At 62.9% G+C, this 25725-nt stretch carries 23 protein-coding genes; 4 read left to right on the top strand and 19 right to left on the bottom strand.

The annotated features are described in order from the left end of the window. Positions 1 to 81 precede the first annotated feature (81 nt). From uspA to ACUXAC_RS23935, 3 genes are all read right to left on the bottom strand, one after another. A complete protein-coding gene (gene uspA, locus ACUXAC_RS23945) occupies positions 82 to 519 on the bottom strand; it encodes a universal stress protein UspA (protein WP_049273181.1) in 438 nt (145 codons plus the stop codon). Between the two features lie 267 nt (positions 520 to 786). Beyond that, positions 787 to 1695: a LysR family transcriptional regulator gene (locus ACUXAC_RS23940; RefSeq protein ID WP_447259812.1), complete on the bottom strand. Its 909-nt coding sequence runs from the start codon at positions 1693 to 1695 to the stop codon at positions 787 to 789. A gap of 103 nt (positions 1696 to 1798) precedes the next feature. Continuing rightward, positions 1799 to 2572, bottom strand: coding sequence for an SDR family oxidoreductase (locus ACUXAC_RS23935; RefSeq protein WP_049202881.1), 774 nt, complete (start codon positions 2570 to 2572; stop codon positions 1799 to 1801). Between the two features lie 421 nt (positions 2573 to 2993). Here ACUXAC_RS23935 and uspB point away from each other — a divergent pair, with 421 nt between their 5' ends. Further along, complete coding sequence (uspB, locus tag ACUXAC_RS23930; RefSeq protein WP_016930435.1) at positions 2994 to 3329, top strand: universal stress protein UspB; 336 nt, start codon at positions 2994 to 2996, stop codon at positions 3327 to 3329. Positions 3330 to 3401: 72 nt separating this feature from the next. Here uspB and pitA read toward each other — a convergent pair whose 3' ends face one another. Further along, positions 3402 to 4904 (bottom strand): inorganic phosphate transporter PitA, encoded by a 1503-nt coding sequence (pitA, locus tag ACUXAC_RS23925; RefSeq protein ID WP_033636373.1) that lies wholly within the window; start codon positions 4902 to 4904, stop codon positions 3402 to 3404. A gap of 300 nt (positions 4905 to 5204) precedes the next feature. Between pitA and ACUXAC_RS23920 the strand changes: the two genes are divergently transcribed. Beyond that, positions 5205 to 6404 carry an NAD(P)/FAD-dependent oxidoreductase gene (locus ACUXAC_RS23920; protein ID WP_454266905.1) on the top strand — a complete coding sequence of 400 codons (1200 nt, stop codon included), beginning with the start codon at positions 5205 to 5207 and terminating at the stop codon, positions 6402 to 6404. A 28-nt stretch (positions 6405 to 6432) separates the two neighbouring features. Here ACUXAC_RS23920 and add read toward each other — a convergent pair whose 3' ends face one another. Continuing rightward, positions 6433 to 7425 (bottom strand): adenosine deaminase, encoded by a 993-nt coding sequence (gene add / locus ACUXAC_RS23915; RefSeq protein ID WP_454266904.1) that lies wholly within the window; start codon positions 7423 to 7425, stop codon positions 6433 to 6435. Positions 7426 to 7434: 9 nt separating this feature from the next. Continuing rightward, positions 7435 to 8376, bottom strand: a complete 942-nt coding sequence (locus tag ACUXAC_RS23910) for a nucleoside hydrolase (RefSeq protein WP_100396783.1) — start codon at positions 8374 to 8376, stop codon at positions 7435 to 7437. A gap of 161 nt (positions 8377 to 8537) precedes the next feature. Here ACUXAC_RS23910 and ACUXAC_RS23905 point away from each other — a divergent pair, with 161 nt between their 5' ends. Then, the gene (locus ACUXAC_RS23905; RefSeq protein WP_387445168.1) at positions 8538 to 9221 is read left to right on the top strand and encodes a Crp/Fnr family transcriptional regulator; all 684 of its coding nucleotides are present in this window, start codon (positions 8538 to 8540) and stop codon (positions 9219 to 9221) included. On the opposite strand, the gene ACUXAC_RS23900 is transcribed toward ACUXAC_RS23905, so the two are convergent. The 5 genes from ACUXAC_RS23900 to ACUXAC_RS23880 all read right to left on the bottom strand — a co-directional run bounded on the left by ACUXAC_RS23900 (position 9218) and on the right by ACUXAC_RS23880 (position 16097). After that, positions 9218 to 9478, bottom strand: a complete 261-nt coding sequence (locus tag ACUXAC_RS23900; protein WP_387445166.1) for a VOC family protein — start codon at positions 9476 to 9478, stop codon at positions 9218 to 9220. The genes ACUXAC_RS23905 and ACUXAC_RS23900 overlap by 4 nt on opposite strands. Then, complete coding sequence (locus ACUXAC_RS23895) at positions 9475 to 9630, bottom strand: VOC family protein (RefSeq protein WP_387445164.1); 156 nt, start codon at positions 9628 to 9630, stop codon at positions 9475 to 9477. The genes ACUXAC_RS23900 and ACUXAC_RS23895 overlap by 4 nt, the downstream gene beginning before the upstream one ends. Before the next feature lie 94 nt (positions 9631 to 9724). Further along, positions 9725 to 11905, bottom strand: a complete 2181-nt coding sequence (locus ACUXAC_RS23890) for a virulence factor SrfC family protein (protein WP_454266902.1) — start codon at positions 11903 to 11905, stop codon at positions 9725 to 9727. Next, a complete protein-coding gene (locus ACUXAC_RS23885; protein WP_421115343.1) occupies positions 11902 to 14847 on the bottom strand; it encodes a virulence factor SrfB in 2946 nt (981 codons plus the stop codon). The genes ACUXAC_RS23890 and ACUXAC_RS23885 overlap by 4 nt, the downstream gene beginning before the upstream one ends. Continuing rightward, positions 14847 to 16097, bottom strand: a complete 1251-nt coding sequence (locus ACUXAC_RS23880; protein WP_387445158.1) for an SrfA family protein — start codon at positions 16095 to 16097, stop codon at positions 14847 to 14849. The genes ACUXAC_RS23885 and ACUXAC_RS23880 overlap by 1 nt, the downstream gene beginning before the upstream one ends. A gap of 372 nt (positions 16098 to 16469) precedes the next feature. Here ACUXAC_RS23880 and ACUXAC_RS23875 point away from each other — a divergent pair, with 372 nt between their 5' ends. Further along, positions 16470 to 17309: a DMT family transporter gene (locus ACUXAC_RS23875; RefSeq protein WP_387445196.1), complete on the top strand. Its 840-nt coding sequence runs from the start codon at positions 16470 to 16472 to the stop codon at positions 17307 to 17309. On the opposite strand, the gene pdxR is transcribed toward ACUXAC_RS23875, so the two are convergent. The 8 genes from pdxR to ACUXAC_RS23835 all read right to left on the bottom strand — a co-directional run bounded on the left by pdxR (position 17306) and on the right by ACUXAC_RS23835 (position 25705). Continuing rightward, positions 17306 to 18799, bottom strand: a complete 1494-nt coding sequence (gene pdxR / locus ACUXAC_RS23870; RefSeq protein ID WP_387445156.1) for a MocR-like pyridoxine biosynthesis transcription factor PdxR — start codon at positions 18797 to 18799, stop codon at positions 17306 to 17308. The genes ACUXAC_RS23875 and pdxR overlap by 4 nt on opposite strands. A gap of 79 nt (positions 18800 to 18878) precedes the next feature. Next, the gene (locus ACUXAC_RS23865; protein WP_060441415.1) at positions 18879 to 19502 is read right to left on the bottom strand and encodes a LuxR C-terminal-related transcriptional regulator; all 624 of its coding nucleotides are present in this window, start codon (positions 19500 to 19502) and stop codon (positions 18879 to 18881) included. 108 nt (positions 19503 to 19610) lie between these two features. Further along, on the bottom strand, positions 19611 to 20150 hold the full coding sequence (locus tag ACUXAC_RS23860; RefSeq protein ID WP_038871490.1) for a fimbrial protein: 540 nt from the start codon (positions 20148 to 20150) through the stop codon (positions 19611 to 19613). 17 nt (positions 20151 to 20167) lie between these two features. Further along, positions 20168 to 21172 carry a fimbrial protein gene (locus ACUXAC_RS23855; protein WP_387445153.1) on the bottom strand — a complete coding sequence of 335 codons (1005 nt, stop codon included), beginning with the start codon at positions 21170 to 21172 and terminating at the stop codon, positions 20168 to 20170. A 14-nt stretch (positions 21173 to 21186) separates the two neighbouring features. Further along, positions 21187 to 21798 carry a fimbrial protein gene (locus tag ACUXAC_RS23850; protein ID WP_047729654.1) on the bottom strand — a complete coding sequence of 204 codons (612 nt, stop codon included), beginning with the start codon at positions 21796 to 21798 and terminating at the stop codon, positions 21187 to 21189. An 11-nt stretch (positions 21799 to 21809) separates the two neighbouring features. Next, the gene (locus ACUXAC_RS23845; protein WP_454266901.1) at positions 21810 to 22556 is read right to left on the bottom strand and encodes a fimbrial biogenesis chaperone; all 747 of its coding nucleotides are present in this window, start codon (positions 22554 to 22556) and stop codon (positions 21810 to 21812) included. 24 nt (positions 22557 to 22580) lie between these two features. Further along, positions 22581 to 25082, bottom strand: a complete 2502-nt coding sequence (locus ACUXAC_RS23840) for a fimbria/pilus outer membrane usher protein (RefSeq protein ID WP_157800492.1) — start codon at positions 25080 to 25082, stop codon at positions 22581 to 22583. Between the two features lie 71 nt (positions 25083 to 25153). Then, on the bottom strand, positions 25154 to 25705 hold the full coding sequence (locus ACUXAC_RS23835) for a fimbrial protein (protein ID WP_060441410.1): 552 nt from the start codon (positions 25703 to 25705) through the stop codon (positions 25154 to 25156). Positions 25706 to 25725 lie beyond the last annotated feature (20 nt).

The following is a 25725-nucleotide window of genomic DNA, read 5'->3' as shown; positions in this document are numbered from 1 at the left end:
TCAAGCGATTAATCGGCGTGGCGGCATGAAAAACGCCCGCAGGGCGCGGGCGTTGGGCAGTTAAGTTAGCGAGTGCTTACTTTATTCGTCTTCTTCATCGCGCAGCGGCACGATCAGCATATCGATGTGCACGGTATTGATCAGCTGGCGAGCGGAAGACATCAGCTTGCTCCAGAAGTCCTGGTGGTGGCCGCACAGCACCAGGTCCATGTCGTATTTCTTGATGGCATCGACCAATACCTGCGCCAGATCGCCGCTGCCGCTCAGGGTCTCGGTGATCGGGTAGCTGGCGTTCTGCGACAGCTCGGTCAGCGCCTGATGGGTTTCCTCGGAGATGCGTTTTTGCATGTCGCCGAGATTGACGTCGATCAGGCCGGTATAGAGGTCGGAATAGTTGACATCGACGTGGATCAGAGAAACTTTAGCGTTGTACGGCCGCGCCATCGAGACGGCTTTTTCTACCAGGATTTTGCTTTCCGGGGATAGGTCCACCGCGATCAGTATGTGTTTGTAAGCCATAAGAATACTCCTTCCATAAACATGCCGATTAAAAAGGGTTAGCAGGCGTTCCGTTTACCCGCCTGGCGCTTTTGGTTCCATAGTATCATTCGGATAACGCAATGATATGTTGGGGCGATCACACTGCGCCGCATCGAAAATCTCTCCGCCCGATACCTTTCGTTGTACACCCGCGCGGCGTAAAAGCCTATGAATTATGCGGATGCTGACGGTCTGACCGCTTGAATTATAAGCGTTATTAAACAAAGTATAGCGCTAAATGTGCAATCAGCGCTCCAGATGTGGCTGCAGCAGGCTTTCAAACCACTCATGAAACACCGCCAGGCGGCGCGATCGCTGGCGGCGGTGGGGGTAGATCAGGGCGATCGGCATGGAGGCGGCGCGGTAACCGGGCAGGACTTCAACCAGTTCACCGGCGTCGAGCAGGTGTTGCACGTCGTAGCGCGGGATCTGCATCAGCCCCAGCCCGGCGCGGCAGCAGGCGATATAGCTTTCGGCGTTGTTGACCACCACCCGGCTGGGCAGTTCGAGCCGTTGCGTATGGCCGTCGCCGGCCTGGTATTCCCAGGGGGATTCGCGGCCGGTTTTGGGCGAGGCGTAGCCGATGCTCCAGTGTCCCTCGACGAGATCGCCGGGCTGGCGCGGATGGCCGAATTCGCCCAGGTAAGCGGGGCTGGCGCAGTTGATCAGCGCGATATGGCCGAGCGGGCGCATCACCAGGCTGCTGTCGTGCAGATCGCCGACGCGCACCGCGCAGTCGACCCCTTCCTGCACCAGATCGATGGCGCGATCGGCGGAGCCGAGCACCAGCTGCAGATGAGGGTGGCGCCGCAGCAGGCCGGGCAGCGCCGGCGCGATCAGCCGGCGGGCGATGCGGCTCGGCACGTCGACGCTGAGCCGGCCGGAGGCCTGGCGCTGGCTGGCCTGAAACGACTGATCGATGTCTTCCACCTCGGCCAGCAGCGGGCGCAGCCGCTCGAGCAGCTGTTCGCCGTCGGCGGTCAGCCGCACCTGCCGCGTGGTGCGGTGCAGCAGGCGCACGCCCAGCTGCGTTTCCAGCTGTTGCACGGCGGCGGACACCGAGGCGCGCGGCACCTCCAGCGCATGGGCCGCCCGGATAAAGCTGCCCATTTCCGCCACCTGGACGAATACGCGGTATTGATTGAATCTGTCCATCTCGTTGACCTGCTGTTCCTTGGCGCCGTTTCTGACAGAGAGTGTAGCCGCATGGCGCGGTTGCGCGCGAGCAGGTGCGGGGGCATCTGTGCCCCCGTCGAACTTATTTGGTGGTGTAGCCGCCGTTGATCAGGATGGTTTGGCCGGTTACCCACCAGCCGTCGCTGACCAGGTGGCGGATGAACGGCACCACGTCTTCGATATCGGTCAGGCCGGTTTTGCTGAACGGCGACAGCGCCGCTGCCGTCTTGTGGTAGGCCACGGCGTCCGCACCCTCCGCCGGGTAGAAGAACGGGGTGTCCATCGGGCCGGGGCCGACCGCCGTCACGGAGATACCGCGTTCGCCAAACTCCTTGGCGGCGGCGCGGGTGAAGTGTTCCACCGGCGCTTTGGTGCCGGCGTAAGCGGCGTAAAACGGCGTGAAGGCGCCGAGCAGCGAGGTGACCAGCGTGCAGATTTTACCGTTGTCGTTGAGGTGTTTGCCCGCCTCTTTCAGGAAGAAGAACGCGGTTTTGGCGTTGACCGCCGTCATCTCGTCGTACTCGGCTTCGCTGATGTCGACCATCGGCTTTTTCAGCACTTTGCCGACGGTATTGATGGCGATATCCGGCTTGCCGACGGCGGCGACCGCATCGGCGAACAGCTTTTCGACCGCGCCTGCGGTGGTGAGATCGGCCTGTAGCGCGACGCCTTGCGCCCCGGCGGCCTGAATGGCGGCGACGGTTTTTTCCGCTTCGGCTTGGGAAGCGGCGCTGTTGTAGTGGATCACCACCGCTTTGGCGCCTTGTTCAGCCAAATCGCGTGCGATCAGCCCGCCGAGGTTTTTGGCGCCGCCGGCGATGAGGACGGTTTTTCCCTTGATTGAATGGTTTGCCATAACAGTTTCCTTGGATGAACGTAACGGAAACCTGAGTCTAGCCAGCGTGGGGGGAAAGATCAGCGGCGTGGAGCGGGATAGACTATCCAGAAAAACCGACCAATCACTGCCGTTAGCCCGCCCCGGCGGAGGGCATTTCGGCGCGGGGCGGTAAATTTTATCCACTGATCAGGCCAGTTTGCGTTTCATTAACCTACAATGATGGATATGGGCCTCATCATTTCCCCTCTGAGTGGAACCACGCTGTGCAAATCTCTCTGTGCGGTGCGGTAACGTCTCCGGAGGCGGTGGGTTATGGGCGTGGCCCGTGCAGGCAAAAAAGGGGATGAGAGCGGTAAGCTCCAGCAGAGTATCGGGTAATGAGGTAGGGCGGTTGGACCCGGCGGATGGCCGCGGATAACAACGCCTTGAGGGGGCAATCATGATCAGTACCGTCGCGCTGTTTTGGGCCTTATGTGTGGTGTGTGTGGTAAACATGGTGCGGTATTACTCTTCTCTGCGCGCGCTGCTGGTGGTATTGCGCGGCTGTGACCCGCTGCTGTACCAATACGTTGACGGCGGCGGTTTCTTCACCGCCCACGGGCAACCCAGCAAGCAGCTGAGGCTGGTGCGCTATATCTTTGCGCAACGCTATGTCGAGCACCACGATCCGGAGTTTATTCGCCGCTGCGAGCGGGTGCGCGGGCAGTTTATGCTGACCTCGGCCCTGTGCGGTCTGGTGGTCATCAGCCTGATAGCGCTGATGATTTGGTATTAATGCCTTCCTGTTTCCCTTGATGCAGGCAAAAAAAGGCGGCCTTTCGGCCGCCTTTCTCATGATGCTTATCGCTTAGATCAGCTTCAACGCGACCCAATACAGCGCACCGGAAAGCAGAATCGAGATTGGCAGGGTCAGTACCCAGGCCAACAGGATGTTCTTCACGGTTTTGCTCTGCACGCCGCCGCCGTCCACGATCATCGTCCCGGCAACCGCCGAAGAGAGGACGTGGGTGGTGGAGACCGGCATGCCGGTATAGCTCGCCACGCCGATCGACAGCGCTGCGGTCATCTGGGCCGACACGCCCTGGGCGTAGGTCATGCCTTTCTTGCCGATCTTCTCGCCGATGGTGGTGGCCACGCGTTTCCAGCCCACCATGGTGCCGAGCGACAGCGCCAGCGCGACGGCGACGATGATCCACATCGGCGCGTACTCGACGGTCTGCAGCAGATCCTGACGCAGGTTCTTCAGGAAGCGCTGGTCGGCGGATGAGGTTTCCGGCAGCTTGGCGACTTTATCCGCCGTGTCGGTCACGCACATCAGCAGGCGGCGCAGGTGGCTGCGCTGCTCAACCGTCAGCTGATCGTAGCTTTGCAGGTTGGTCAGCATGCCCTGAGCCAGCTCGATCGCCGGCATGGCGCGCGAACTGTCGCAGTGGAACTCGGCCGGCTTGTTCGGCGCAGCTTCATCATCCGGGCTTGGCACCAGCGGCGTCAGCGACACCGCATGCGACAGCGCGTCGCCGTGCTGCTGGTAATATTGCTGCAGGTGGGTCACGGCATCACGCGTACGGGTGATGTCATAGCCGGTTGCATTCATATTGACCACGAAGCCGGCCGGCGCAACGCCGATCAGCACCAGCATGATAAGGCCGATGCCTTTCTGGCCGTCGTTGGCGCCGTGCGAGAAGCTGACGCCAATCGCCGACAGGATCAGCGCGATACGGGTCCAGAACGGCGGCTTGCGTTTGCCGTCGACCTTTTCACGTTCCGCAGGGGTCATGTGGATACGCTGGCGTTTCTTGGTGCCACTCCAATAGCGGCGCAAGGCGAACACCATCACTCCCGCCACCATCATGCCGACCAGCGGCGAGAACAGCAGAGAAAGGAAAATACCAATCATTTTCGGGACGTTAAGCGCATCCACCACCGAAGTGTGGGTCATCAGGGCGTTGGTTAAACCGACACCGATGATTGCGCCTATCAGCGTATGGGAACTGGAGGCCGGCAGACCGAAATACCAGGTGCCGAGGTTCCAGATGATTGCCGCCAACAGCATGGAGAAGACCATGGCTAATCCGTGTGCTGAACTGACGTTCAACAACAGATCGGTAGGCAGCAAATGGACGATGGCGTAAGCAACACTCAAACCGCCGAGCATTACGCCAAGAAAGTTGAACAAACCTGCCATCACGACCGCAAGTTGCGAGCGCATGGCGCGGGTATAAATAACTGTAGCGACCGCATTGGCCGTATCATGAAAACCGTTGATGGCTTCATAAAACAACACGAACAACAATGCGAGAATTAACATCAGGCCGGTATGGAAATCCAGGCCAGCGAACAAATGCAGCATAAGCGTTACGCCAGTTTGTGGACATGAACGCCGCGCATTATCAGTGACAACCGGGGCCGGGGAAAAGGAAAATATGACGTTTTTTTGATTTGGACATGACGAAATGATGGCGTGTCTATAACAAAAATATGGAATATCAACGCGTTATTCTCCTCTGACCTCTGTAATATTTTCTTACTATGGCGTTGGCGGCGCCGGGGCTTTACAATCTGCCGCCGTGAATTTGGCGGTGACCGGCGGCGAAACGGCGTAATATGGCGCTCTTTTGTCGCGATTGTGGTTTTGATAAGTGAGGCTCAGGTGGAACAGTTTGATGTCGTAGTGATTGGGGCGGGCGCCGCCGGCATGTTTTGCGCCGCGCAGGCGGGGCAACTCGGTTGCCGCGTGTTGCTGCTCGACAACGGCAAAAAACCGGGCCGCAAGATCCTGATGTCCGGCGGCGGGCGCTGCAACTTCACCAATATGTACGCCGAGCCGGCGGCCTATCTGTCGAACAACCCGCACTTCTGCAAGTCGGCGTTGGCGCGCTACACCCAGTGGGACTTCATCGATCTGATCAACCGCTACGGCATCGCCTACCATGAAAAAACGCTGGGGCAGCTGTTCTGCGACGACTCGGCGCAGCAGGTGGTGGATCTGTTGGTCAAAGAGTGCGAGCTGGGCCAGGTGACGATGCGCCTGCGCAGCGAAGTGCTGGGCGTGGAGAAAACCGAACATGGCTACACGCTGGCGCTGAATGGTGAAAAAGTAAGTGCTCGCTCACTTGTGGTGGCCAGTGGCGGTTTGTCCATGCCGGGGCTGGGCGCTTCGCCATTCGGTTACAAGCTGGCGGAGCAGTTCGGCCTCAAGGTGCTGCCGACGCGCGCCGGGCTGGTGCCTTTTACCCTGCATAAGCCGCTGCTGGAGCATGTGCAGACGCTGTCCGGCGTCTCGTTGCCGACGGTGATCACTGCCGAGAACGGCGTCAGCTTCCGTGAAAGCATCCTGTTCACCCATCGCGGCCTGTCCGGCCCGGCGGTGTTGCAGCTGTCCAGCTACTGGCAGCCGGGTGAGTATGTGAGCGTTAACTTACTTCCTGAGCTGGATCTGGCGGCCTTCCTGGATGACCAGCGCCGCCAGCATCCGAATCAAAGCCTGAAAAACACCCTGGCGTTGCACTTGCCGAAGCGGCTGGTGGAATGCTTGCAAACGTTGGGACAACTGCCGGAGGCCACGCTGAAGCAGCTGAATGCGCCGCAGCAGGCGGCGCTGGTGGATCTGTTGCAGAACTGGCGCGTGCAGCCGAACGGCACCGAAGGCTATCGCACGGCGGAAGTAACGCTCGGCGGCGTCGACACCAACGAACTTTCCTCCAAGACGATGGAAGCCCACAAGGCGCCGGGGCTCTATTTTATCGGTGAAGTGGTGGACGTGACCGGGTGGTTGGGCGGCTACAACTTCCAGTGGGCCTGGAGCTCGGCCTGGGCCTGCGCCCAGGCGTTGGCGGCGCAGGGGCGTTAAAACCCGCTCAGCCTTGAAACGTACCGGGTCACATTGGCCCGGCCTTGAGCTGATTCATTAATTTAATTTTAGTATCGCCGTCGAGAAAACTCGCTTCCAACGCCTGTCGGTTGCTGCGGTTAAAATCGTCATCCTGCCAGCCGAAGGCGTCATGCAACAGCTGGTACTCTTTGTTCAGCGTGGTATCGGCGACGGTGCGCGCATCGGTATTCACGTTCAGCCGCACTCCCATCCTTTTCAGCCGGTCTATCGGGTGACTGTCGATGCTGTCGAACAGATTGCAGACGAGATTGCAGCTGGGGCAGATCTCGAGCAGGACGCCGGTGGCTACCAGGCGCTCGATAAGCGCAGCATCCTCGATGCTCCTGACGCCGTGGCCGATGCGCGACACCTGCAGCCTATCCAGCGTTTCCCGTACGCTGTCGGCGCCCTTCGCCTCACCGGCGTGGGCGATGACGTTGCCGCCGGCTTCGCGCACCGCCCGAAAGGCCGCTATGTGATTGGCCAGCGGGTAACGCGCTTCGTCGGCGGCCAAATCCAGCGCCACCACGCCGCTTCCCTGATAATCGATAACCAGTTTCGCCGTTTGCAGGCTGGCGGCCGCATCGAAATGCCGCAGCGTGCACAGGATAAGCCCGGCGGCGATACCGTAAGCCCGCGAGGCGTTATGCATGGCCGCCAGCACCGTCTCGACCACCGCTTCACCGCCTAACCCCAGCCGGGTATGCAGCAGCGGCGCGAAGCGCAGCTCGGCATAGATGACATTATCCGCCGCCAACTGCGCGAATAAGTCCTCGACGGCCAGCGTTATCGCCTGGCTTGTCTGCAATAGATCTATTTGCGGCGCTATCTTGCTTAGAAAGTCCCCCAGATCGGCGCATCGTTTCGGCGCGATAAATTGCCGATTAAAGGCCGCTCTGGTTATTTGCGGGTCGATCTTTTTGACATAGTGGTAGCTTAAACAGGTATCCAAATGGACGTGTAATTCCACTTTCTTCAATTTTCTTGGAGCGAATTTCATACGGGCCACTTATTTCATTAACGGCTGAGATAACAACGAAAACAGTTTTTCTTTAAACAGGCCGGGTTTAATGCGGGTGATCACGCGGGCATTGGCCGGTTCGCCGGTCAGATGGGTGGAATCAATGACGTAATGGCCGTAAGACCTTTCACTTTTATATTCTACCCAGGAATACGCCTCCAGACTGGTTTCGACGATATCCGGGTAGAGCGCCACCGCCATGGTGGTCGGATCGGGCAAATCAAAGCCTTTACGCTCTGTGCGCCCGGCGTTGAACGCCATCAGCGTGCGGTTGCAGCGCACGGCAAAGCGCCCCAGTTCGCCGAGATGATGCAATCGTTCAATATCGTCCTCGCCAATAAACGCTTCTCCCATCCCGATCTCCCAACCGACGAGGGTGAGGGGCAGCCCGGCATTCAACACCAGATGGGCGGCCTCAGCGTCGGCGTAGAAGTTAAATTCGGCCAGCGGGGTAATATTGCCCGGCGTCAGCCCGGAACCGCCCATGACATAAACCCTTTTCACTTGTTCGGCCAGCGCGGGCGCTTTTAGCACCGCCATCGCGAGATTGGTCAGCGGCCCGAGGGTGACGATTTCCAGCTCGCCATTGAGCCGTGCGGCGCAGTCGATGATGGCGTCTATGGCATGAATGGGTGCGGCGGTCAGCTGCGGGTCGGGCAAGGCCATGTCGCCCATGCCGTCTTCGCCGTGAATGTGGTGCGAGTGATAGCGCGTGCGGAACAGCGGTTTCGCCATGCCGGCGTATACCGGAGGGGCATAGGTTCCCGCTTTTTCCACGCAGATAAGCGCATTTTTGACGCATTGTTCAAGCGGGCAGTTGCCTGCGACCGTGGTGATCGCTTCCACCCTCACGTCAGGCTCGCGCAACGCCATCAGCAGGGCGACGGCATCGTCGGAGGCGGTATCGGTATCTATCAAAATATGTCGCATGGCACTCTCCTTGGGTGGGGGCTGCGGAGAAAATACCCAGACGGCCCGAGGCAAAAAAGGTCAGATGTCCTGTTTCGTTCTGAAGTGCGCCGGCTATTCTGGGCGCAGCCGAAAAGATAGGATGCAAGACGTTAACGGATAAACCCTGGGAGTGAATCGCCGTGAAAACTGTCGGTGACAGCAAGCTGAAAGAAGCGTTTATCGAAGCTCACGATCTGCGAACGGCGCTTTCGCCCCCGCTGCTGGCCGCTTTGCGCCTGGTCAGGGTCGAGGCCGGTGAATACCTGGTGACGCAAAGCGATCGGTTGACCCACCTGTTTTTTCTCGTGCAGGGAAAATTGCAGGTTGATAATTACGATGTGAACGGCATGCACATCGTCTTTTCCTTCGAAACGGATTTCTCCGTGATAGGCGATCTGGAGCTGTTCTCCCAGGCGCAGCGGGCGGTGTTCAGCACCGTTCAGGCGGTGACGGACGCGCTGCTCTTCACGCTGCCTATCGAGGCCATCAAAGAGCGGGCCATGCACGATCCTGTTTTCCTCGCCTTTATGTGCCGGCAGTTGAGCGACAAGCTGCTTAACGCTTCATTGCTGCATGCGAGCGGCGGCTTAACGGCAGAATATAAGCTGCGCAAATTTTTGTTATTTAAAATAAAGCAGGAAGGCGTGCAGATTCAGCTCGAAAACAGGGAGTTGCTGGCGGGCAGATTAGGGATCTCCGTCAGGCAGCTGAGCCGCGCGCTGGCGCAGCTCGCGGCGGACGGTATTATTCAGTTTAAAAACAAATCGCTACGGGTGGTGGATAGCCAACGGCTGGCCGACATCAACGGGAGCGCCAGGATCTAGCCGATCGCCGGCCCCTTAAGCTCGATGCGATTGCCGTCCGGATCGCTGAAATAAATCGACGGCCCGTCGCCTTCCGCGCCGTAGCGCGTTTCAGCGGGATCGACGGCGATCCCTTGCGATCGCAGATAGGCCAGCAGTTCGTCTTCGTTGAAAGGATCGATGCGCAGGCAGAGGTGATCGACATTTTGCCGGTGAGGATCGGGCGCATCGCCGCCTTTTTTTCCAAGCTGGCCGTTAACGTCGACCAGATCAATCATGGCCGCCCCGGCGCGCAGGTCATCAGCCCCAAATCCGGCCGCCGTTTGGCGATATCACAGCCGACGATCTGGGTATAAAAATGCAGGCTTTTCTGCATATCGCGCACGCGCAGAACCACATGGTCGATAGTCTTCAGGCTGAAAGGGGGCATGATTTTCTCCCAGAATCACGGCGTTACTCATCAGCATAATCGGCAACGCCCGATTTATCCTGTTTTCTCCCCCTATTGCAGCCAGAGCCGCCGCTTAGCGCAGAGTCGCCACGATCTCTTCCAACGCCGCGCGCTGCGCCTCGCCGAGCGCGCTTTCCGTCGCCGCATTCTCCGCCAGCAGGGTTTGCAGGCCGATCAGCCAGTCATAGATATAAAACGCGGTGTTTTTGGTCGGCGTCGGAGCCAGCCGGGTTAACCGCTGCTGGCGGCTCCAGTCCACCGCCGGCTGCGGCGGTGGGGTAAAGATCGGCTGGCCGGGATTGACGCGGCTCTCGGGGCGCGTTGCCGCATCGCGCCGCTGGAAGCCGAGCCAGGCGACGAAGTCGCCCAGTATCGCCAGCGCCTGGCTGATTTGCCGATCTTCGCTCTGTTCCGGCAGGCCCCCGGCGCACAGCGCGTTCTCCAGCTCATCATCGAGCCGCAGGCGGCAGGCGGCGCCGATCAGCGCATCGACCAGCAGTTCCAGGTGCGGTTTTTCGACGCCGAGCAGCTCCAGCAACCGACGGCTGTCCGGCAGGCTGCGCAGATGGTTGATCCAATCCGCGAATACCCGCGCGGCAAAGGATGACGCGGGGGGCTCGCCGGGCGCCGGGGTTTCCGGTGCGCCGAACAGATCGATATCGAGCCCGAACGGCGCTGGCGTCGCCGTCGGGGCCGGCGCGGCGTGCTGCTGTTGCTGATAAAGCTGGCGCAACGTATCGCGCTGCGGTAACAGCCGTTCCAGCAGTTCGCCGTGGCGGCCGGCCTGCGCCTGCAGCGCTCGCAGCAGCTGCTGGCCGCGTTGCTGCGCCGCGTGTGGATCGGCGGCGGTGAGCCAGTTGCCGAGCAGGCTTTCCGTCAGCTCGCGCTGCAACTCTTCGCGCTGTTCGAGCAGGCGCGCTTGCTTCTGGGCCGGGCGCGCCTGAGCGGTCAGGTAGCTCACCATACGGCGGCAATCCTGTTCATCCAGCGCCAGCAGCGTGGCCCAGCTGTCGCCGGGCTCGCCGACCTGGCGCTGTACGGCGTCGTCGGGGCGCGTTTTGCCTTCCCCGCGTTGATCAAACGGCGTGATCGCCCAGATCAGGCCGGGTTTGCGGCGTTGGCGCAGCGCCGGGGTTTCCCCCTGAGTCTGGTTGACCCAGTTGGCGAGCCCCTGGCCGATGCGGGCGGCGTCCTGTGGCGTGGCGGCCGCATCGGCTACCAGCAACAGGTTGGCGTGCAGGCCGTCTGCGCAGCGGGTCAGCAAATGGGCGCGTTTCGCCTGTTGCAGCCGCTGCGTCGGTTCCGCCTGCGGGCAAGCGCGGCTGCCGGGCAGGTCGATCAGCGCCACGTCGGCGGGCAGGCCCGTCTGCGCCGTTTGCGGCAGAACGGTGGTGACTTCGGCGGTCAGCCAGGTCAGATCGCTCAGCGCGATCTCCTGTTCCCCGCCGTGTTCGGCCATCACGACGATCGTCGCGTTTTCCGCTGTGGCGCTTGCGGCCAGCAGCGGCAAGGCGCGGTGCGGAGCATGAACCTGTCGGCTGCCGCCGAGGGCATGCAGCGTGTGTGCCAGCTGGCGATAACGCGCCGTCAGCGTTGTTTCCTCTCCCCACAGCGGCGCAAACAGGCGCGCGCGATCGTCGATGCTCAGCTGCGGCGCCAGCGCCACGGCCTGCGGCCAGAAATGCCTGTCCAGCGTCTGTTGCCCCTTGTCGCCGTGGCGGCGTTGGCTATCCCACAGCGTCAGTACATCGCTGTCGCTGAGGCCGTCGAGGGCGACGGTTTGGCGGTGGCGCGCCAACGCTTGCAGATGGCCGGCGATCGCGCGGGCGTCCCAGTCCAGCCGGAAGCCGCCCATCGTGGCGGCATCGAGCGTGATGGCCAGCCACTGCGCTTCATCGAGCAGCGCGAGGGCGAGAGGATACTCGGCGCACGGCGACGGCGCGGCGGCGCCGTAACGCACCGCCAGCGCGGCGTCTGCGTGCAGCCTTTCTGCGCCGGGGGCCAGCGCCGCCAGCAGGTGGGCCTTGGCGGCGGCGTTGTGGCCGTACAGGCCGATAGCGACCTGCTCAGGTTGCGCATTCGCCAATTGCAGCGCGCGGTTATGGCAACGGCGCAGGCGCAGCGTCAGGCGATCCGCCTCCTGTTCCAAACGGGTGGACTGCCGGCGCGCGGCGCCCACCCAGGCGATCGCCTGCAGAATGCCGGTGCTGAGTGCGTGGTTCGGGGCCGATTGGGCGGTAGTGGTAGCTTTCATCGTGGGTAAATGCTCCCGCTGTCTATCCAGTAATGGGTCGCGCCGGAGGCGCTGGCAGCCAGGGTATTGAGTTTCAGTTGCAGGTGGTGCGCCGGGACGGGACTGCCGTCGGCCAGCAACGCCTGCGCGATCTTGACGCTTTCTGCGCCCTGTTCGGCGCTGGCGGTAATGGCCAGCCGCAGGGTGATCACCGCATCGCCGGCCAGTTTGCGCGCCAGCTGGGCATCATTGATGGTCAGCGTATAGAGCGGCGAGGCCGGCCAGCGTTCGTTGTCCAGTTGGCGGAAGCCCAGGCGCAGCGGGCCGCGCAGCTGGAAGCTGCCGGCGGGGTCGAGCGCGAAGTCGGCGCGATCCAGATCGATGTCGCGGTAATAGACGTTATCGTCCGCCAGCATGTTGTTGCCGTCCAGCATGCCCAGATGGCGAATGGTGGAGTAGGGCTGGAAATCGCCGACGTTGAAGTAAAAGCTCTCCAGGCGCAGGTCGATCGCCAACAGGCACAGCATGGCACCTACCGCGGCGGTGGATTTCGGGTTGTCGATGCGGCCGCGTTTGTTGAACGGGTACCAGCTGCGGGTGTGGTAGCCCTCGAGCGGCAGAATGCGGCTGGCGGGCAGCGGCTGCAGATGGCGCAGCAGCGCCTGCACGCCGGGGAAACGCGCCGGGCGGCCGGTCAACAACAGAACGTCGCAGGTATACAGCGCCACCACCTCGGCCAGCAGGCGCAGGCAGCGGCCGATGCCGATGCGATCGGACAAGAAGGCGGCGTGCAGATCGGCCAGGCGGATCACCAGCGGGGTGTGCAGAATATCGAAGGCGTCGCTGTCGGCTTCGCGCTGCACCTCGCCGTTGATAAACGCCAGCACCTGCGGCGTCGGCGGCTGCGGCAGCAGATCGCCCAGGCTGGCGGCGATTTCCGCCCGGCTGTCCAGCGGATCGTATTCTTCATAGGCGCCGAGCAGCGCGCGTCCGGCGGGCATGAAAATCTGCAGCGCCGCCTGCTGACGCAGGGTAGAAAGCCCGTCCATGCGCCCTTCGTTGCCGAACAGCCTGTCCATCAACGCCGGGGCGGCGCTCACGCCGGCGGCTTCGAACGCCTGCTGCACGGCGGGCAGGATAAACTGCTGGATGGCGTCCAGCAGGATATCGTCGCCGGCGACTTTAAAGCCCTCGCGGAACAGCAGGCGCGGGTTGATTTTGATGTTGTTGCCCACGCCGTCATCGAGCGAATAGTGCGTGATCGCCAGATCCGTGGTGCCGCCGCCGATGTCGATGGAGGCGATGCGCAGCGTTTTTCCCGCCTGCTCACCCGGCGCCAGCGGCCGGTCGGGCCGGGCCATGGCGGCGAAAAAGGCGTCGGTGCGGCCGGCGAAGTTCACCTGGGTTTCATTGTACAGATAGACCATCTGGCCGCAGGTGGCCTCGTCCCACTCCATCTGCACCTGAGGCACCGGGAAGCGGACGTGCGCGCCGTCGAACGGCGCATCCTGCGGGTGCCAGCCGAGGGACTTCCACACCAGCCCGATCGCCTCCTGCATGCGGCGGCGGAAGATCTCGCGCTCCGGCTTCGGCATGGCCGAAGGCAGCGTCAGAATGATGGCGCGCAAACGGCGCGGCGCGGCGGCGTTCGGCATGCGGCTGCGCTGGGCGATGCTGTTGATCTGCATCAGCGCCTGCGCCAGCAGCTCGCTCAGCATCAGCGTCATCACCGCGCTGCGGCTGTAATGGGCGGCGAACACTGGCAGCCGTTGCGCCGTCGGCAGGGCGGACAGCGGCACGCCTTCGTCGTTGATGAGGGTGGTCAACGGCGCGGCGGCGGCCATCGGCTCGTGCCGCTCGTTGAAGCGCCAGCCGGGCGCATAGCGCTCCTCGTCCCACAGGTAGCGGCGCGGGCTGGAAATGCCGGTAGTGCCTTCATGGCCCGTTCGCCGCTGCGCCAGCTGCGCGGCTTCGCGGCCGACGCGGGTGATGGAGGGCCACTGGAAGGCGTCGTCGCGCCCGCTCTGGAATGACAGATGCGGCTTGCCGAAGCTGGCCTGAGAAAACTCCACCCGGCTCTCGAACAGTTCGTTGTAGACACAGTGCGGTTCGAACAGCGAACGCAGCTGCAGCTCGTAGGTTTGTTTCAGGCCGTTGCTCTCTTCCGGGTGGTCTTCGACCAGCACGCCGCAGGTGTGCGAGTTGCCGACGTCCAGCACCAGATCGACGTCGATCGCCGGTTGCTGCAGCGTCGCCGCCACCATCTTTATCTGCGGTACCGCCAACTGATGGCCGAGCATGTGCAGCAGATTGAGGTAGTGCGCCTGATACTCGAAGGTTTTCAGCCCGGCGTTGATCTCCACTTCGGCACGCTGCTCCCGCTCGGCGGCGCGCTGGCTGAACGCTTCGCGCAGCCAGCCGTCTACCCAGGTCAGATCGAGAAACTCGCCCAGCTCGTGGTTGCGGTGCGCCAGCGCGAAGTTCAGCCCGGTGCCGAGATCGCTTTCGCCCGGCGCCAGCGTCTCCTGGCCGGGCGCGGCGGCGCGGGTGTCGAAGGCCAGCACCACGCGCAGCAGGTTGCCGTCCTGATCCGGTTCATCCAGCTGCACCACCTGCAGGCGCGCCCAGTTGTCCGGGCCCGACAAAAACAGGCCCGCCGGGGTGTGGCGCAAGAAGGGCAGCGGCAGCCAGAGCTTATCCAGCAGGCGCAGCGACTGCTGCAGCGGATAGCTGAACTCCGGCCGCACCACTTCGGCGGCCTGGTCGCCCACGGCCGGCAGCTGGTATTTGCCGCTCTCGGCCTCCCATTGCAGGCGCAGCAGCGGGCCGCTGGCGGTCTTGCGCACGAATTTGCCGGGAAACTCGGCGTCCAGCAGAGGCGTCAGGGCAAAGTCCAGAAACTGAATGCCGCTGTCCTGAATCAGCGTAATGCCGTGTTTGTAGTCCGTAAGGGGTGCCAGCATCATTTACTCTCGCGCTTGAACGTCATGGGATAGGTGGTGTCCGCATCGTAGCGGCCGGTGCACTCCGCCGCGCCGGTTTCGCCCTGGCGGCAAACGATCTCCGGGATCTGGTAGCGGCTGCCGTCGCTGCAGCGCGCCTTGGTGCGGCTGTTGATCACCAGATTGCCGGACTGCATCAGCCCGGCTTCGACCGCCACCCGGCAGCTGACGCCGTCGCCGTAGGCGATGATGGCGTTGCCTTTGCCGCCGTTCAGACGGTATTGCAGGCCGGGGCGTTTGCCGGTGATCGGGTCTTTCAGCGCCACCGTGGCGCGCCATTTGCCGTTAAGGAAACGGGTGGAGCCGGCCTTCACCGCCTCGGGCGGCAGCACCAGCGCATTTTTGTCCGCCGGCTGCGGGATGACCGGCGCCGGTGGCGGCGGCATCAGCGTCGCGTGCGCCAGCGGCAAGCGCAGCTTGGGCAACGGCGCGGCGGCTTTTTCCGGCGGCGCCGGATGCTGCACCTCAGTCGGCATCGCCGGTTGCGGCGGTGGTGAGCGATGCAGCCAGGCGGCCAGCGCCGCACTGCCTAGCAGCAGTACGGGCAACAGCCACAGCGCGTGGCGCCGGCGCGGGCGAACGGCGGCAGGGGGGGCGATAGGCGCTGCCGGGGCAGGCACCGGTTCGGGCTCGGCGGCCGGGGCCGGTTTTACCGGTTCGACAACGGCCGGTTTACGCGGTGCGGCGGCGATCGGCGCCGGTTTTTCCACTTCGACTTTCACCTCTGCTTCGATCGGGCGCAGGCAGGCCAACGGATCGTCCGGGCTCTGCGCCTGCGGCTTGATAAAGCCCCAGAAGGTCAGCACCGGCCGGTCGTCCACCAGATAAACGTGGTTGGGATCGGGCATGTGCATCGCTTTGGCCAGCAGCGCGCCGAACAGGCGATGGCTGGGGTGATCGGTCGCCTGGGCCTGTTCCGTCAGGCTGCGGAAGGTCGTCAGGCAGTGTTCCAGGTGGCGCACCGCCTGCGCGCGCTGGGCGTCGCTCGCCGCCAGCCAGGAGGTGACCTTGCCGGGGAAGGGCGCATACCAGTCGATGCGGGTGCCGCTTTCGTTCGGCTGGGGGATCGCCAGACAGTCGGCGGCCTGCTGCTGCCGGCGAAGACGCAGGGTTTCCCGCAGCTGCTGCGCGCAGGCGTAGACCGGTTGCCCGTTTTCGCCTAAAGCCAGCACATCATCCAAACTGCCACTGCGTAAGAAGGGTTTCACCACGGCACCGCACCTTGTCCTGTTCTGCAAAAACGCATAAAAGTCCATGATACCCCGCAGGCAGAGCCGCCAAACGGCCAAGGACAGCCCGAAAAACGCCCTTCTTTGGCGTTAGCGGCGCGCTTTGCTAACCGGCACAGTGAAAATTTCGCTATCTGGACCTGTCTGTGAACCGCTTTATCTGAAAAATAGAACCTGGCCCCGGCAAGCGACGCCGGGGAACGATGTTCTCTTTCACTATGACATCGCCTCGCGGGTTGCCGATTTCGGTATGCCTCAGGCGTGCGGAGCGTTCACATGACGGACAGTCAGTCTGAAAAAACTCTCGTTGTTCCCCCTGCTCATCCCGCCGCCGGGCATTCGGCCCAGGGCTGGATGAACGGCTTCCTCGGCATGATGATCTTCAGCGGCTCGCTGCCCGCCACGCGAGTGGCGGTGCTGGAGCTCGATCCGCTGTTTCTGACGGCGGTCAGGGCGGCGATAGCCGCCTTGCTGGCCCTGTGTGCGTTGCTGCTCACCCGGCAGGCGCGGCCGACGCGGGCCGATTTGCCGCCGCTGCTGTTTGTGGCGCTCGGCGTGGTCATCGGTTTTCCGCTGCTGACGGCGCTGGCGCTGCAGCACACCACCTCGGCGCATTCGCTGGTGTACATCGGCCTGCTGCCGCTGGCGACCGCCGGTTTTGGCGTTTTGCGCGGCGGAGAACGGCCCAAGCCCGCTTTTTGGGCTTTTTCAGGCGTCGGCGCCGTGCTGGTGGGCGCTTTCGCGTTGAGCCAGGGGAGCGGCGGTGCCTGGCAAGGGGATGCGCTGATGGTCGGGGCGGTGTTGCTGTGCGGCCTGGGTTATGCCGAAGGGGCGGTGCTGTCGCGCCGGGTCGGCGGCTGGCAGGTGATCTCCTGGGCGTTGGTGGTGGCGTTGCCGTTGACGCTGGCGGCCACCTGGCTGGCGGCGCCGGCCGGTTGGCCTGCGATCAGCGGCGCCGCCTGGCTGTCGCTGGTTTACGTCTCGGTGTTCAGCATGTGGATTGGGTTTATTTTCTGGTATCGCGGCCTGGCGCAGGGCGGCATCGCCGCCGTCGGACAGTTGCAGCTGCTGCAGCCGTTCTTTGGCCTGGCGCTGGCGGGCTGGCTGCTGCATGAGACCGTCCAGCCGATGATGATCGCCGTGATGGCCGGCGTGGTGGTTTGCGTGTTCGGTGCCAAACGTTTTTCCCGCTAGGCGTCGCTGCCGGCGCAGGCCAGGATCACCTGTCCGAGCCGTTCCACCGCCTGTTGCACCTGGCGGTCGGCGTAACCGCCCAATCCCAGCACCAGACCCGGCTCACCGTGGCCGGGCGCATACATTGGCGACACCGCCCGCAGCGCCAATCCGGCTTCGTTGGCGCATTGGGCGACCCGCACGTCATCGAGATCTTTCCTCAGCCACAGCACCATGTGCATGCCCTGATCGCAGGGCTGCACGACCGCCAGCTCCGCGGGGATATGCGTGTTGATCGCCTCGATCAGCACCCGGCGTTTCTCGGCGTAGACGCCGCGCATTTTGCGGATATGGCGGTCGAGATACCCTTCGGCGATAAAGGCGGCCAGCACGTGTTGATCCGCGCTGGGTGGATGGCGATCCATCAGGATCCTGGCGCCGCAAAAGGCGTCGACCAGCGGCGGCGGCACGACGGCGTAACCCAGCCGCAGCGAAGGGAACAGCACCTTGCTGAAGGTGCCGAGATAGAGCGTCCGTTCGGGCGCCAGTCCCTGCAGCGAAGGGAACGGGTGACCGGCGTAGCGCATCTCGCTGTCGTAGTCGTCTTCCACGATCCAGGCCTGCCGCTCTTTGGCCCAGGCCAGCAGGGCGCTTCTTTTCGCCATGCTCATCGGCATGCCCAGCGGATATTGATGCGACGGCGTGACAAAGGCGGCGCGGGCGTCGGCGGCCAGACGCACGCCGGCGGCAACGTCGATGCCGTCGTCGGCGACGGGCACCCTAATCATGTGCCGATCGCGAAACAGGCTGTCGAAAATGGCGGTAATACCGGCGTAGGCGGGATCTTCGACCCAGGCGCTGTCGCCGGCGTCCAGCAGGATCTGGGCGGCCAAATAGAGCCCTTGTTGCGTGCCGGAGGTGATGAGGATTTGCTGCGGCGTGCAGTTTACCGAGCGGGAACGGCGCACATAGTCGCAGATGGCTTCGCGCAGCGGCAACGCGCCCAGCGGATCGCCGTAGCCCGACGGGGCGCCGGGGCCGCGCGCCCGGATGCGGTTGCCGAGCCGCCGCCAGACATCGTCGGGCGCGGTATCGCCGATCGGCACCGAGACGGTGAACGGCACCGGCGGCAGCGCCCGTGCCTGGGCGGCGAAGCGCGCCAGATGCTGCGCCTGTGAAGAAAGCGGCACCGCTACCGCCGAGCTCGCCTGTACGATGGCGTGCGGCGTGCGGCGCGGCGCCTGATAGTGAGCGACCCGGGTGCCGGAGCCGGGCTGCGGTTCGAGAAAGCCTTCCGCCGTTAGCTGAGCGAATGCTTCCAAGACCGTGCCGCGTGCCAGATTCAGCGCCGCCGACAGCCGGCGCGTCGAGGGCAGCAGATCGCCCGCTTTCAGATCGCCCCGATGGATGGCCTGGCGCAGGGCCTGCGCCAGCTGGTGGCTAAGCTGGCCCGCCAGGCGATCGAGCTCGCCGATGGCGGGGATGTCAACGACTTTGGCTGTTCTGGGCATGCATTCCGGCTCGCTTGATAGGGCAAAAATGAGCATTCAGAGTAAACCACTCTGGCGTCACTCGCGAGCCTGTTGTTGCTCAGCCAAGCCCCCGCTGATTCAGCAGCACCTTATTCAACTCGCTGTTTTTGCGCACGTTCAGCTTGCGCATCGCCGAACGCTTGTGGGCGCTGATGGTTTTCTGGCTGCGCTGCAGCAGGCCGGCGATGCTGCAGGCGGACATGCCGCTGCTCATCAATCCCAGCACCTTTTTCTCGCAGTGGCTGAGCGCGGCGATGCGGCAGGCCTGGCATTTCCACATGCCGGCGGCATGCAGCGCCATCCACGGATGCTGGATGAATTTTTCCAACGCCATTTGCAGCTTGAGACGGATGGCGTAGGCCGAATCGCGCCGATGGATGCTGAACAGCGGCGGCAGGTTTTTCACCTGTTGCTGGGTCGTGTCGTCGAGGATCAGCAGGGTCAGCTGCCGCTGGCGCGGGATGCCGTAGGGGCTCTGATAACAGCAGGCGCAGCCCCAGCGCTCTTCCGGCGTACGGAACACGATTTCGATGTTATCCAACGCCTGCAGCGCCAGCGGTGAGAACTGCGGATACCGGCGCTGGCATTCGTTCAGGGAGTGCAGATAGTCCTGCAGCAGCAGACGCAGCCCCTGCTGGTAGAAGTTATCGCTGTCGAACAGCGTGAAGCGAATATCTGGCATGGGTGGCTCCTTAAAAGGCCGCGTCACCGCGCCGGAGCGAACGGTGACGGCCAATCGCCGGCGTTCGCGCGCCGGTCGTTTTCCTGATTTCCCTGGGGCGGTGCGGGCTTATTGGTACGCCAGCACAAAATTGGCGACGGATGTGAATTCGCCTTCGGTAATGCTTTGGTTCTGAATCGCACTCGGCCGCCCCTGTACATAGGCGGTGAAGTTCAGGCTGTTGGGGCCGTTTTGCAGCGCGACGGCGCTGGTGGCCTTATTCAGATCGATATCTGCACCCTGATGATCGAACAGGGCGATGGCGGCGCCGTTCGCGCCGTTGTTGATCGCCAGCTTGCCCGGCAGCTCTCCGTCTTCGGTGCCGCTGAAGGTCACGCTGACGGATTTGAACACCGTAGTCTTGCAGTCGGTCAGCTTGATGCTGAACGGTACCGGCGTGGTGTGGCCGTAGCGGTACAGGGTTTTGACGATCACCGTGCCCATCTCCACCAGTTGATCGGCGGACTGCGGTTCGATATTGCACGGGCGGCTCACCACGGTGCCGTGGAACTGCACCGGCGCGCCGATAAGCTCGGTGTTCGCCGTCGCCGGCATGGCGGTAAACCACCAGGGCACGCAGCTCAGCAGCGCTAAAGCGCGTAGACGCATTTTCGTTCCTCCCTCGGTTACTGGAATGCCGCCACGATGGTGGCCGATGCGTTGAATTCCCCTTCGCCGATCTCTGCGCCGCCGTTGGAGAACGGTGCCGCCACCAGGTTCCAGGAGCCGCCGTTGCCGATATTCGGCACCGGGTAAAACTCATTCGGGATAACCAGCTGGCCATTGTGCGTCAGCCGGATGCCGAGATCGTTCTTGTCGGTTTTGAACACCTCGTTGCTGAAGGCGGCCGCCGTGCCCGACACCGCCAGCTTGATGTTCAGCGTACCGTCCTCGAAGCTGCCGCCCTCGCACTGGAAGCGCACCGGAATGCTTTGCGGGTAGTTCGAGCCGTTGAGATCGCTGCCGCCGATCTCGCCGAACTCCACGTTGATCAACTGGCCTTCGTTCACCACGCATTTATCCGGCACGTAGAGGATCGCGGACTGGATGAACACCTGCGCCATCGGGTTGGGGCCGAAGCCGCCGTCGGTCGAGCCGAGGCGGCCGTACATCTCGATGATCTGCCGATCGTTAATCTCAACGCCGTTGATGATCTTTTTGCGCACCCGGAAGGTGATCTTGCCTTTGGAGCCGCTGCCGTAGTTGTTGACCTGCAAGTACGGTGGCCGGCAGCTGTGTTGGTTAAGCAAATTCGATTCGTTGTAAAAAGGCACGGTGACGTAGGCGTTCTTGTTGCCGGCGATCCACACCTCGGCCTTTAAATCCAAAAAGTCATTCAGTTTTAAATAGCCATTGCCATAGTCGGAGGGGGGCAACGCCGAATCCGACTTGTAAAAGTGCGGGCTGGTGGGGATGGGGGTATCGCAATACACCTTGCCGGTATAGGTTCCGCCCAGGTCATAGGGAAACAGTTTGGTGAACCCCACCTGGTTAGTGATGTTGGTTTCATTCAGATCGATATAGAACTGTTTCGGCCCGCCGTCCGGCGTGACGTAGCCGTTGGCCCAGGCGGCGGGGGCCGCCAGGGCGATCGCCAGCGGCAGGCAGAGTTTGGTCAGTTGAGTTTTCATCGCGTTCTCGAGCCTCACAGGTAAATCACCTGAATGTGCGCCACGGCGGCGAACCCGGCCGCCATCACCGCCCGCTGGGTGGACTCCACGCTGGCGCTGAACCACAGGGTGTTGCTGCCGGGTTGCAGAATGTAGGGGCGGCTGCGCTGATTCAGCTCCAGCGCCTGGCCCTGCTGGTCTTGCAGCCGCAGGCCGATGCCCTGCACGCCGCCGTTCAACTTCAGCAGCGACGGGTTGTCGACGTCGCTTTCGCCGAGAAACACCAGCGTCGCGGCCTGCTCTCCCTGCAGATAGAGGCGGCCGGCGTCGCCGTTGCGCGGGCCGGCCGGGTTATCCGCCAACGCGCGCGCGCCCAGCAGGCAGTTGCGGAACGAGAGGCGAAAACGCACCGGCGCGCTGCGATCGCCGGCGTTGCGGAAGTCGCGTGCGCTGACGTCGCCCAGATCGACGGACTGATCCCGGCTGTCCGGCGTCAGGCTGCAGGGGGAGCTGAGCAGGCCGCCGTGAAAGCTGACGGTGCCGGTGGTGCCTTCGATCACGCCCAGCGGCGTTGCCGCCAGCGCACTGCCGCCGCACAGCAGCGCGCCGAGCAGCAGCGGGCGCAGTCGATCGGTGAATTCAGCCATGCTGGACCTCCTTATTTTTTCTCGGGCACGGCGGTGCAAACGTTGCCGTTGCAGGCGAAGCGCAGTTCGGGGTGGCCGCCGTAGTCGTTGATGTAGGTGATGACGAAGCTGTTCATGCCGGTGTCGTGCAGCTTGAGGCTTTCGCTGGATTTCGGCTTCAGCATCAGCGGCTGAAAACCGCCGATCGCGCCACCGCCCTGTTTTTGCGTCTGCCGCGTCATGCCGGTCAGGGTGATATAAAACGGCGTCGGGTTGTCGACGGTGACGGCGCCGCCGCTTTTACGGAACACCAGCTTTTCCTGCCACACCTGGCCTTTGGGCGCGACGATGGCCTTCGGCCGGTAGAACAGCTTGATCTGCGTTTGCAGCGCCAGCTGCATCACGTTGGTTTTGGTGCTTTTCGGCGGAATTTCGCGCAGGTTGAAGTAGAACACCGACTCGCGATCCTGCGGCAGGCGATCTGCCTCCGGCGTCTTGGTGATGCGCACTACGCTGCGTTCGCTCGGCTCCACGCGCTGCAACGGCGGCAGCACCACCAGCGGCGAGGTGATTTTCTGGTGCTGCTCGTTCTCCAACCAGGACTGCGCCAGGAAAGGCAGCTCTTTGTTTTCGTTGACGATATTCAGGCTGATCGATTTGGCGTCGCTCACATAGACGGCGCGCGTGCGATCCAGCGATATCGCCGCGTCGGCGGTGGGCAGTACGGCGCTCAGGGCCAGGCCGGCGGTGGTCAGTAGCGTTATCGGGTGTTTGTTCATGTCATTATTTCTCAGCGTTACGGATTACAGGGTGGCGCACGGCAGCAGCAGCTGGTCCAGCGGCTTGGCGGCGCCCGGGATCACGATGCGGCAGCGGCGTTGGCCTTCCCAGGCGACGTCCAGCTTTTCCTCCGGCTGCACGCCGGTCAGGTAGACCGAACCGCCGTCGTTGACCACCGCGACCTCGCGGCCTTTCTCGCTCAGCACTGCGGCGCCGAACGGCGGTTCGCTGCCGTCCGCGAGGCGAATGGTGGCCAGCAGCTTGCTGCCTTTCACCACCTCGAAGTGGCGGTAGCCGATCGCGCCTTCGGTCAGCGTGCCTTGCACCACGGCGCGAGTGGCCTCAACGTCGTCCGCCAGCTTGTTGACGTCGATGCGGGTGTCGGTGTTGTAGTAGCTGGTGATGTCGGAAATCACCGCCAGCCCGAAACGGTTGCTGTAGGCGCGGCCGTTGTTGATCGGCACGCCGGCGATGCCGTCGGTGTCGAGCATCATGCGGCTGCCGCCGTTGCTCGAGTTCTGGTGCGCCGCGATACCGTGCCGGGTGGCGGTGAGGCCGCCGCGGAACGAGCCGCCGATCGACGAGTAGCTGTCCTGCTGGTAAGAGGCGCTGGCGTTCAGCGAGCCGAACGAAGCGTTATGGGTGTAGTACCCGCGCGCCAGCGATTTGCCGGACTGATTAAAGCCGCCGCTGACCTGCCAGGTATTGTCCGGATCGCTGTAGTCGTTGTACGACGCGGTCTGCGTGACATCGCCATTGTTGGTTTGCAGCGCATAACCGACGCGCCGGCGATCGCCGATCGGCACGGTGAAGTTGAGCATCACGCTGTCGTCGGTGCGGCCCTGGTAATAGGTGCGGTAAGCCGACAGCGAGGCGGTGATGTTGCTGATATCGCCGACGCTGAACAGCTTGCTGGCCGACAGCCCGTAACGATCCTGAGTTCGCGCATCCCAATAGGTCTGGTGCGAGTAGGTCAGGTAGGCGGTGATCGCCTTGGCGCTGTCTTCCGCCATAAAGGTTTTGCTGGCGGTGATGGTGTACAGCTCTTTCTGACGGCCGTTGTAATTCTTGTCGTAATCGCCGTAACGCTCCTGCAGGTACTGCGACATGTTCATGAACTTGCGCTGTGAGAAGCGGTAGCCGGCGAAGGTGATCTGGCTGTTCAGCTCGTCGAAGCGTTTGGCGTAGTTGAGCTTGAACGACATGCCGCTGGCGGTCGGTTCGCCGGGCAGGCGGGCGATCGACTGGGTGACGTCCAGCGACATGGCGCCGAACACGTTCAGATCGCGGCCGAGGCCGAGCGCCCAGGCGTTATAGTCGCCGCCGAGCAGCGCGCCGCCGTACAGCGACCAGGCGTTACTCAGGCCCCAGGAGAAGTCGCTGGCGGAAAACAGCGGCCCCTGGGTGCGGTGGTCGTAGGCCGAGGTTTTGCCCAGCGCCACGTTGTAGCGTACGTAGCCCGGTCGGGTCAGGTACGGAATGGTGGCGGTATCCACCTGGAAGGTTGAGACGGTGCCGTCTTGCTCTTCCACCTTGACGTCCAGCTTGCCGCGCACCGAGCTGTTGAGATCCTGAATGGCGAACGGCCCGGCGGGCACGGTGGTTTCGTACAGCGTGCGGCCTTCCTGCGAGACGGTGATCTTGGCGTTGCTCTTGGCGATGCCGCGCACTTCCGGCGCGTAGCCCTGCAGGTTGGGCGGCAGCATGCGCTCGTCGCTGGCCAGGTTGAGGCCGGTGAAGCGATAGGCGTCGAACACCCCGGAGTCGAGGTAGATCTCGCCCAGCGTCAGCTTGGCGGCCTGCATCGGCAGCGCGCGATAGGCGTAGATCTGGTTCCAGTCGAAACCGGTGCTGCGATCGCCGGCCTGCTGATTGTAATTGGACTGGAAGTCCGCGCGCAGGCGCCAGGCGCCCAGGTTGGCGCCCAAGGTGCCGTAGCTGCTCAGGTTCTGGGCAGTGTTGTTGTTGTGGCTCTGCTTGCCTAGCTGGCCGCTGATGTTGTAATCCAGCAGCAGGCCGGGAATGCCGTCGTCCCACTGCTCGGGCGGCGTCCAGTCGGGATCGGAGTATTTCATCCACGCCTGTGGGATGGTGATCGCCAGCACGCCGCCGCCGATGCGATCGGAGACGGTCGCGCCTTTGATACCGCGAATGTCGGCGCACTGGTTGTCGTGCCACAGGGTGACTTTTTTGGCCGCTTCTTCTTTCAGCGCCATTTTTTCCACCAGGTCAGGCGGCAGGCACACCTGGCTGCCACTTTTGTTATCCGGCGACGGGAAATACTGAATGCTGCGCTGGGGCAGCGTTTTCTGGTTGATCTTGATGTCCAGCAAATAAGCGCCGGGCATGACGTAGTCGGCATCGGAGAAACGCGAAAGATCCACTTTGCTGCGCTCGCCGATGTCCAGAACGTCGGTATTGAACTCCGTGGCGGAAAATGCCGGACGCACCCAGAGGAAAGATAGAATGACGAGGAGAGGTAGGTGTTTCCGTGTCAGTAATGACGTCATAGCATAATCACTCATGGCAAGTCCGCGCCCAATAGCAGGTCATCCGTACGACCTGAATACGTAATGCTGTGCAGCGCCCGCCGGCGCTAGAGATAAGACAGGGTGAATTTGGCCAGAGAGCTGAAGCCGCCCGCCCGCGCCTTGTCGGGATGCAGGCGCAACTGCGCGCCGAAGCGCAGCGTGTTGTCGCCGGCGACAATCTGGTAATCCGCCGTCGTGCTGCCGAGCGGGATCGGGGTGCCGGCATCGGTCAACAGCTCGATAGCCACCCCCTTCGCCTCGCCGTAAACGCCCAGCAGAGAAGGATCCCGGCTGTCGGCGGTGCCGTCGAACGTGACGTTGGCCGCGCGATAGATGAAGTCAGGCTTCACCTGGCTGGCCAGCTCGCAGTTCACCAGTTTGATCGTGAAATGGCGGCGGCTGCCGATCAGCACCGACTGCCCGTCCTGCGAGGCGTCGCTCATGGAGATCAGCCCGAAATCGACGGTTTGATCCAGGCTGTCGCTGGCGATGCCGCACGGCGTTTCGACGATGGTGCCGCCCAGGCTGACTTTGCCGTGGCCCTGATTTTTCGCTGCCGCCGCCGCGTTGCCAGCGCTGAGCGCGATGAGCAACAGGCCGCAAAGGCGGATAGTCATACTGGCGTCTCCCTGTCTTT

The sequence above is a fragment of the Serratia sp. 121840015-1 genome, assembly GCF_053627655.1.
The sequence above is the reverse complement of the archived record's forward strand: the minus strand, read 5'-3'. Positions and strand labels throughout refer to the sequence as shown.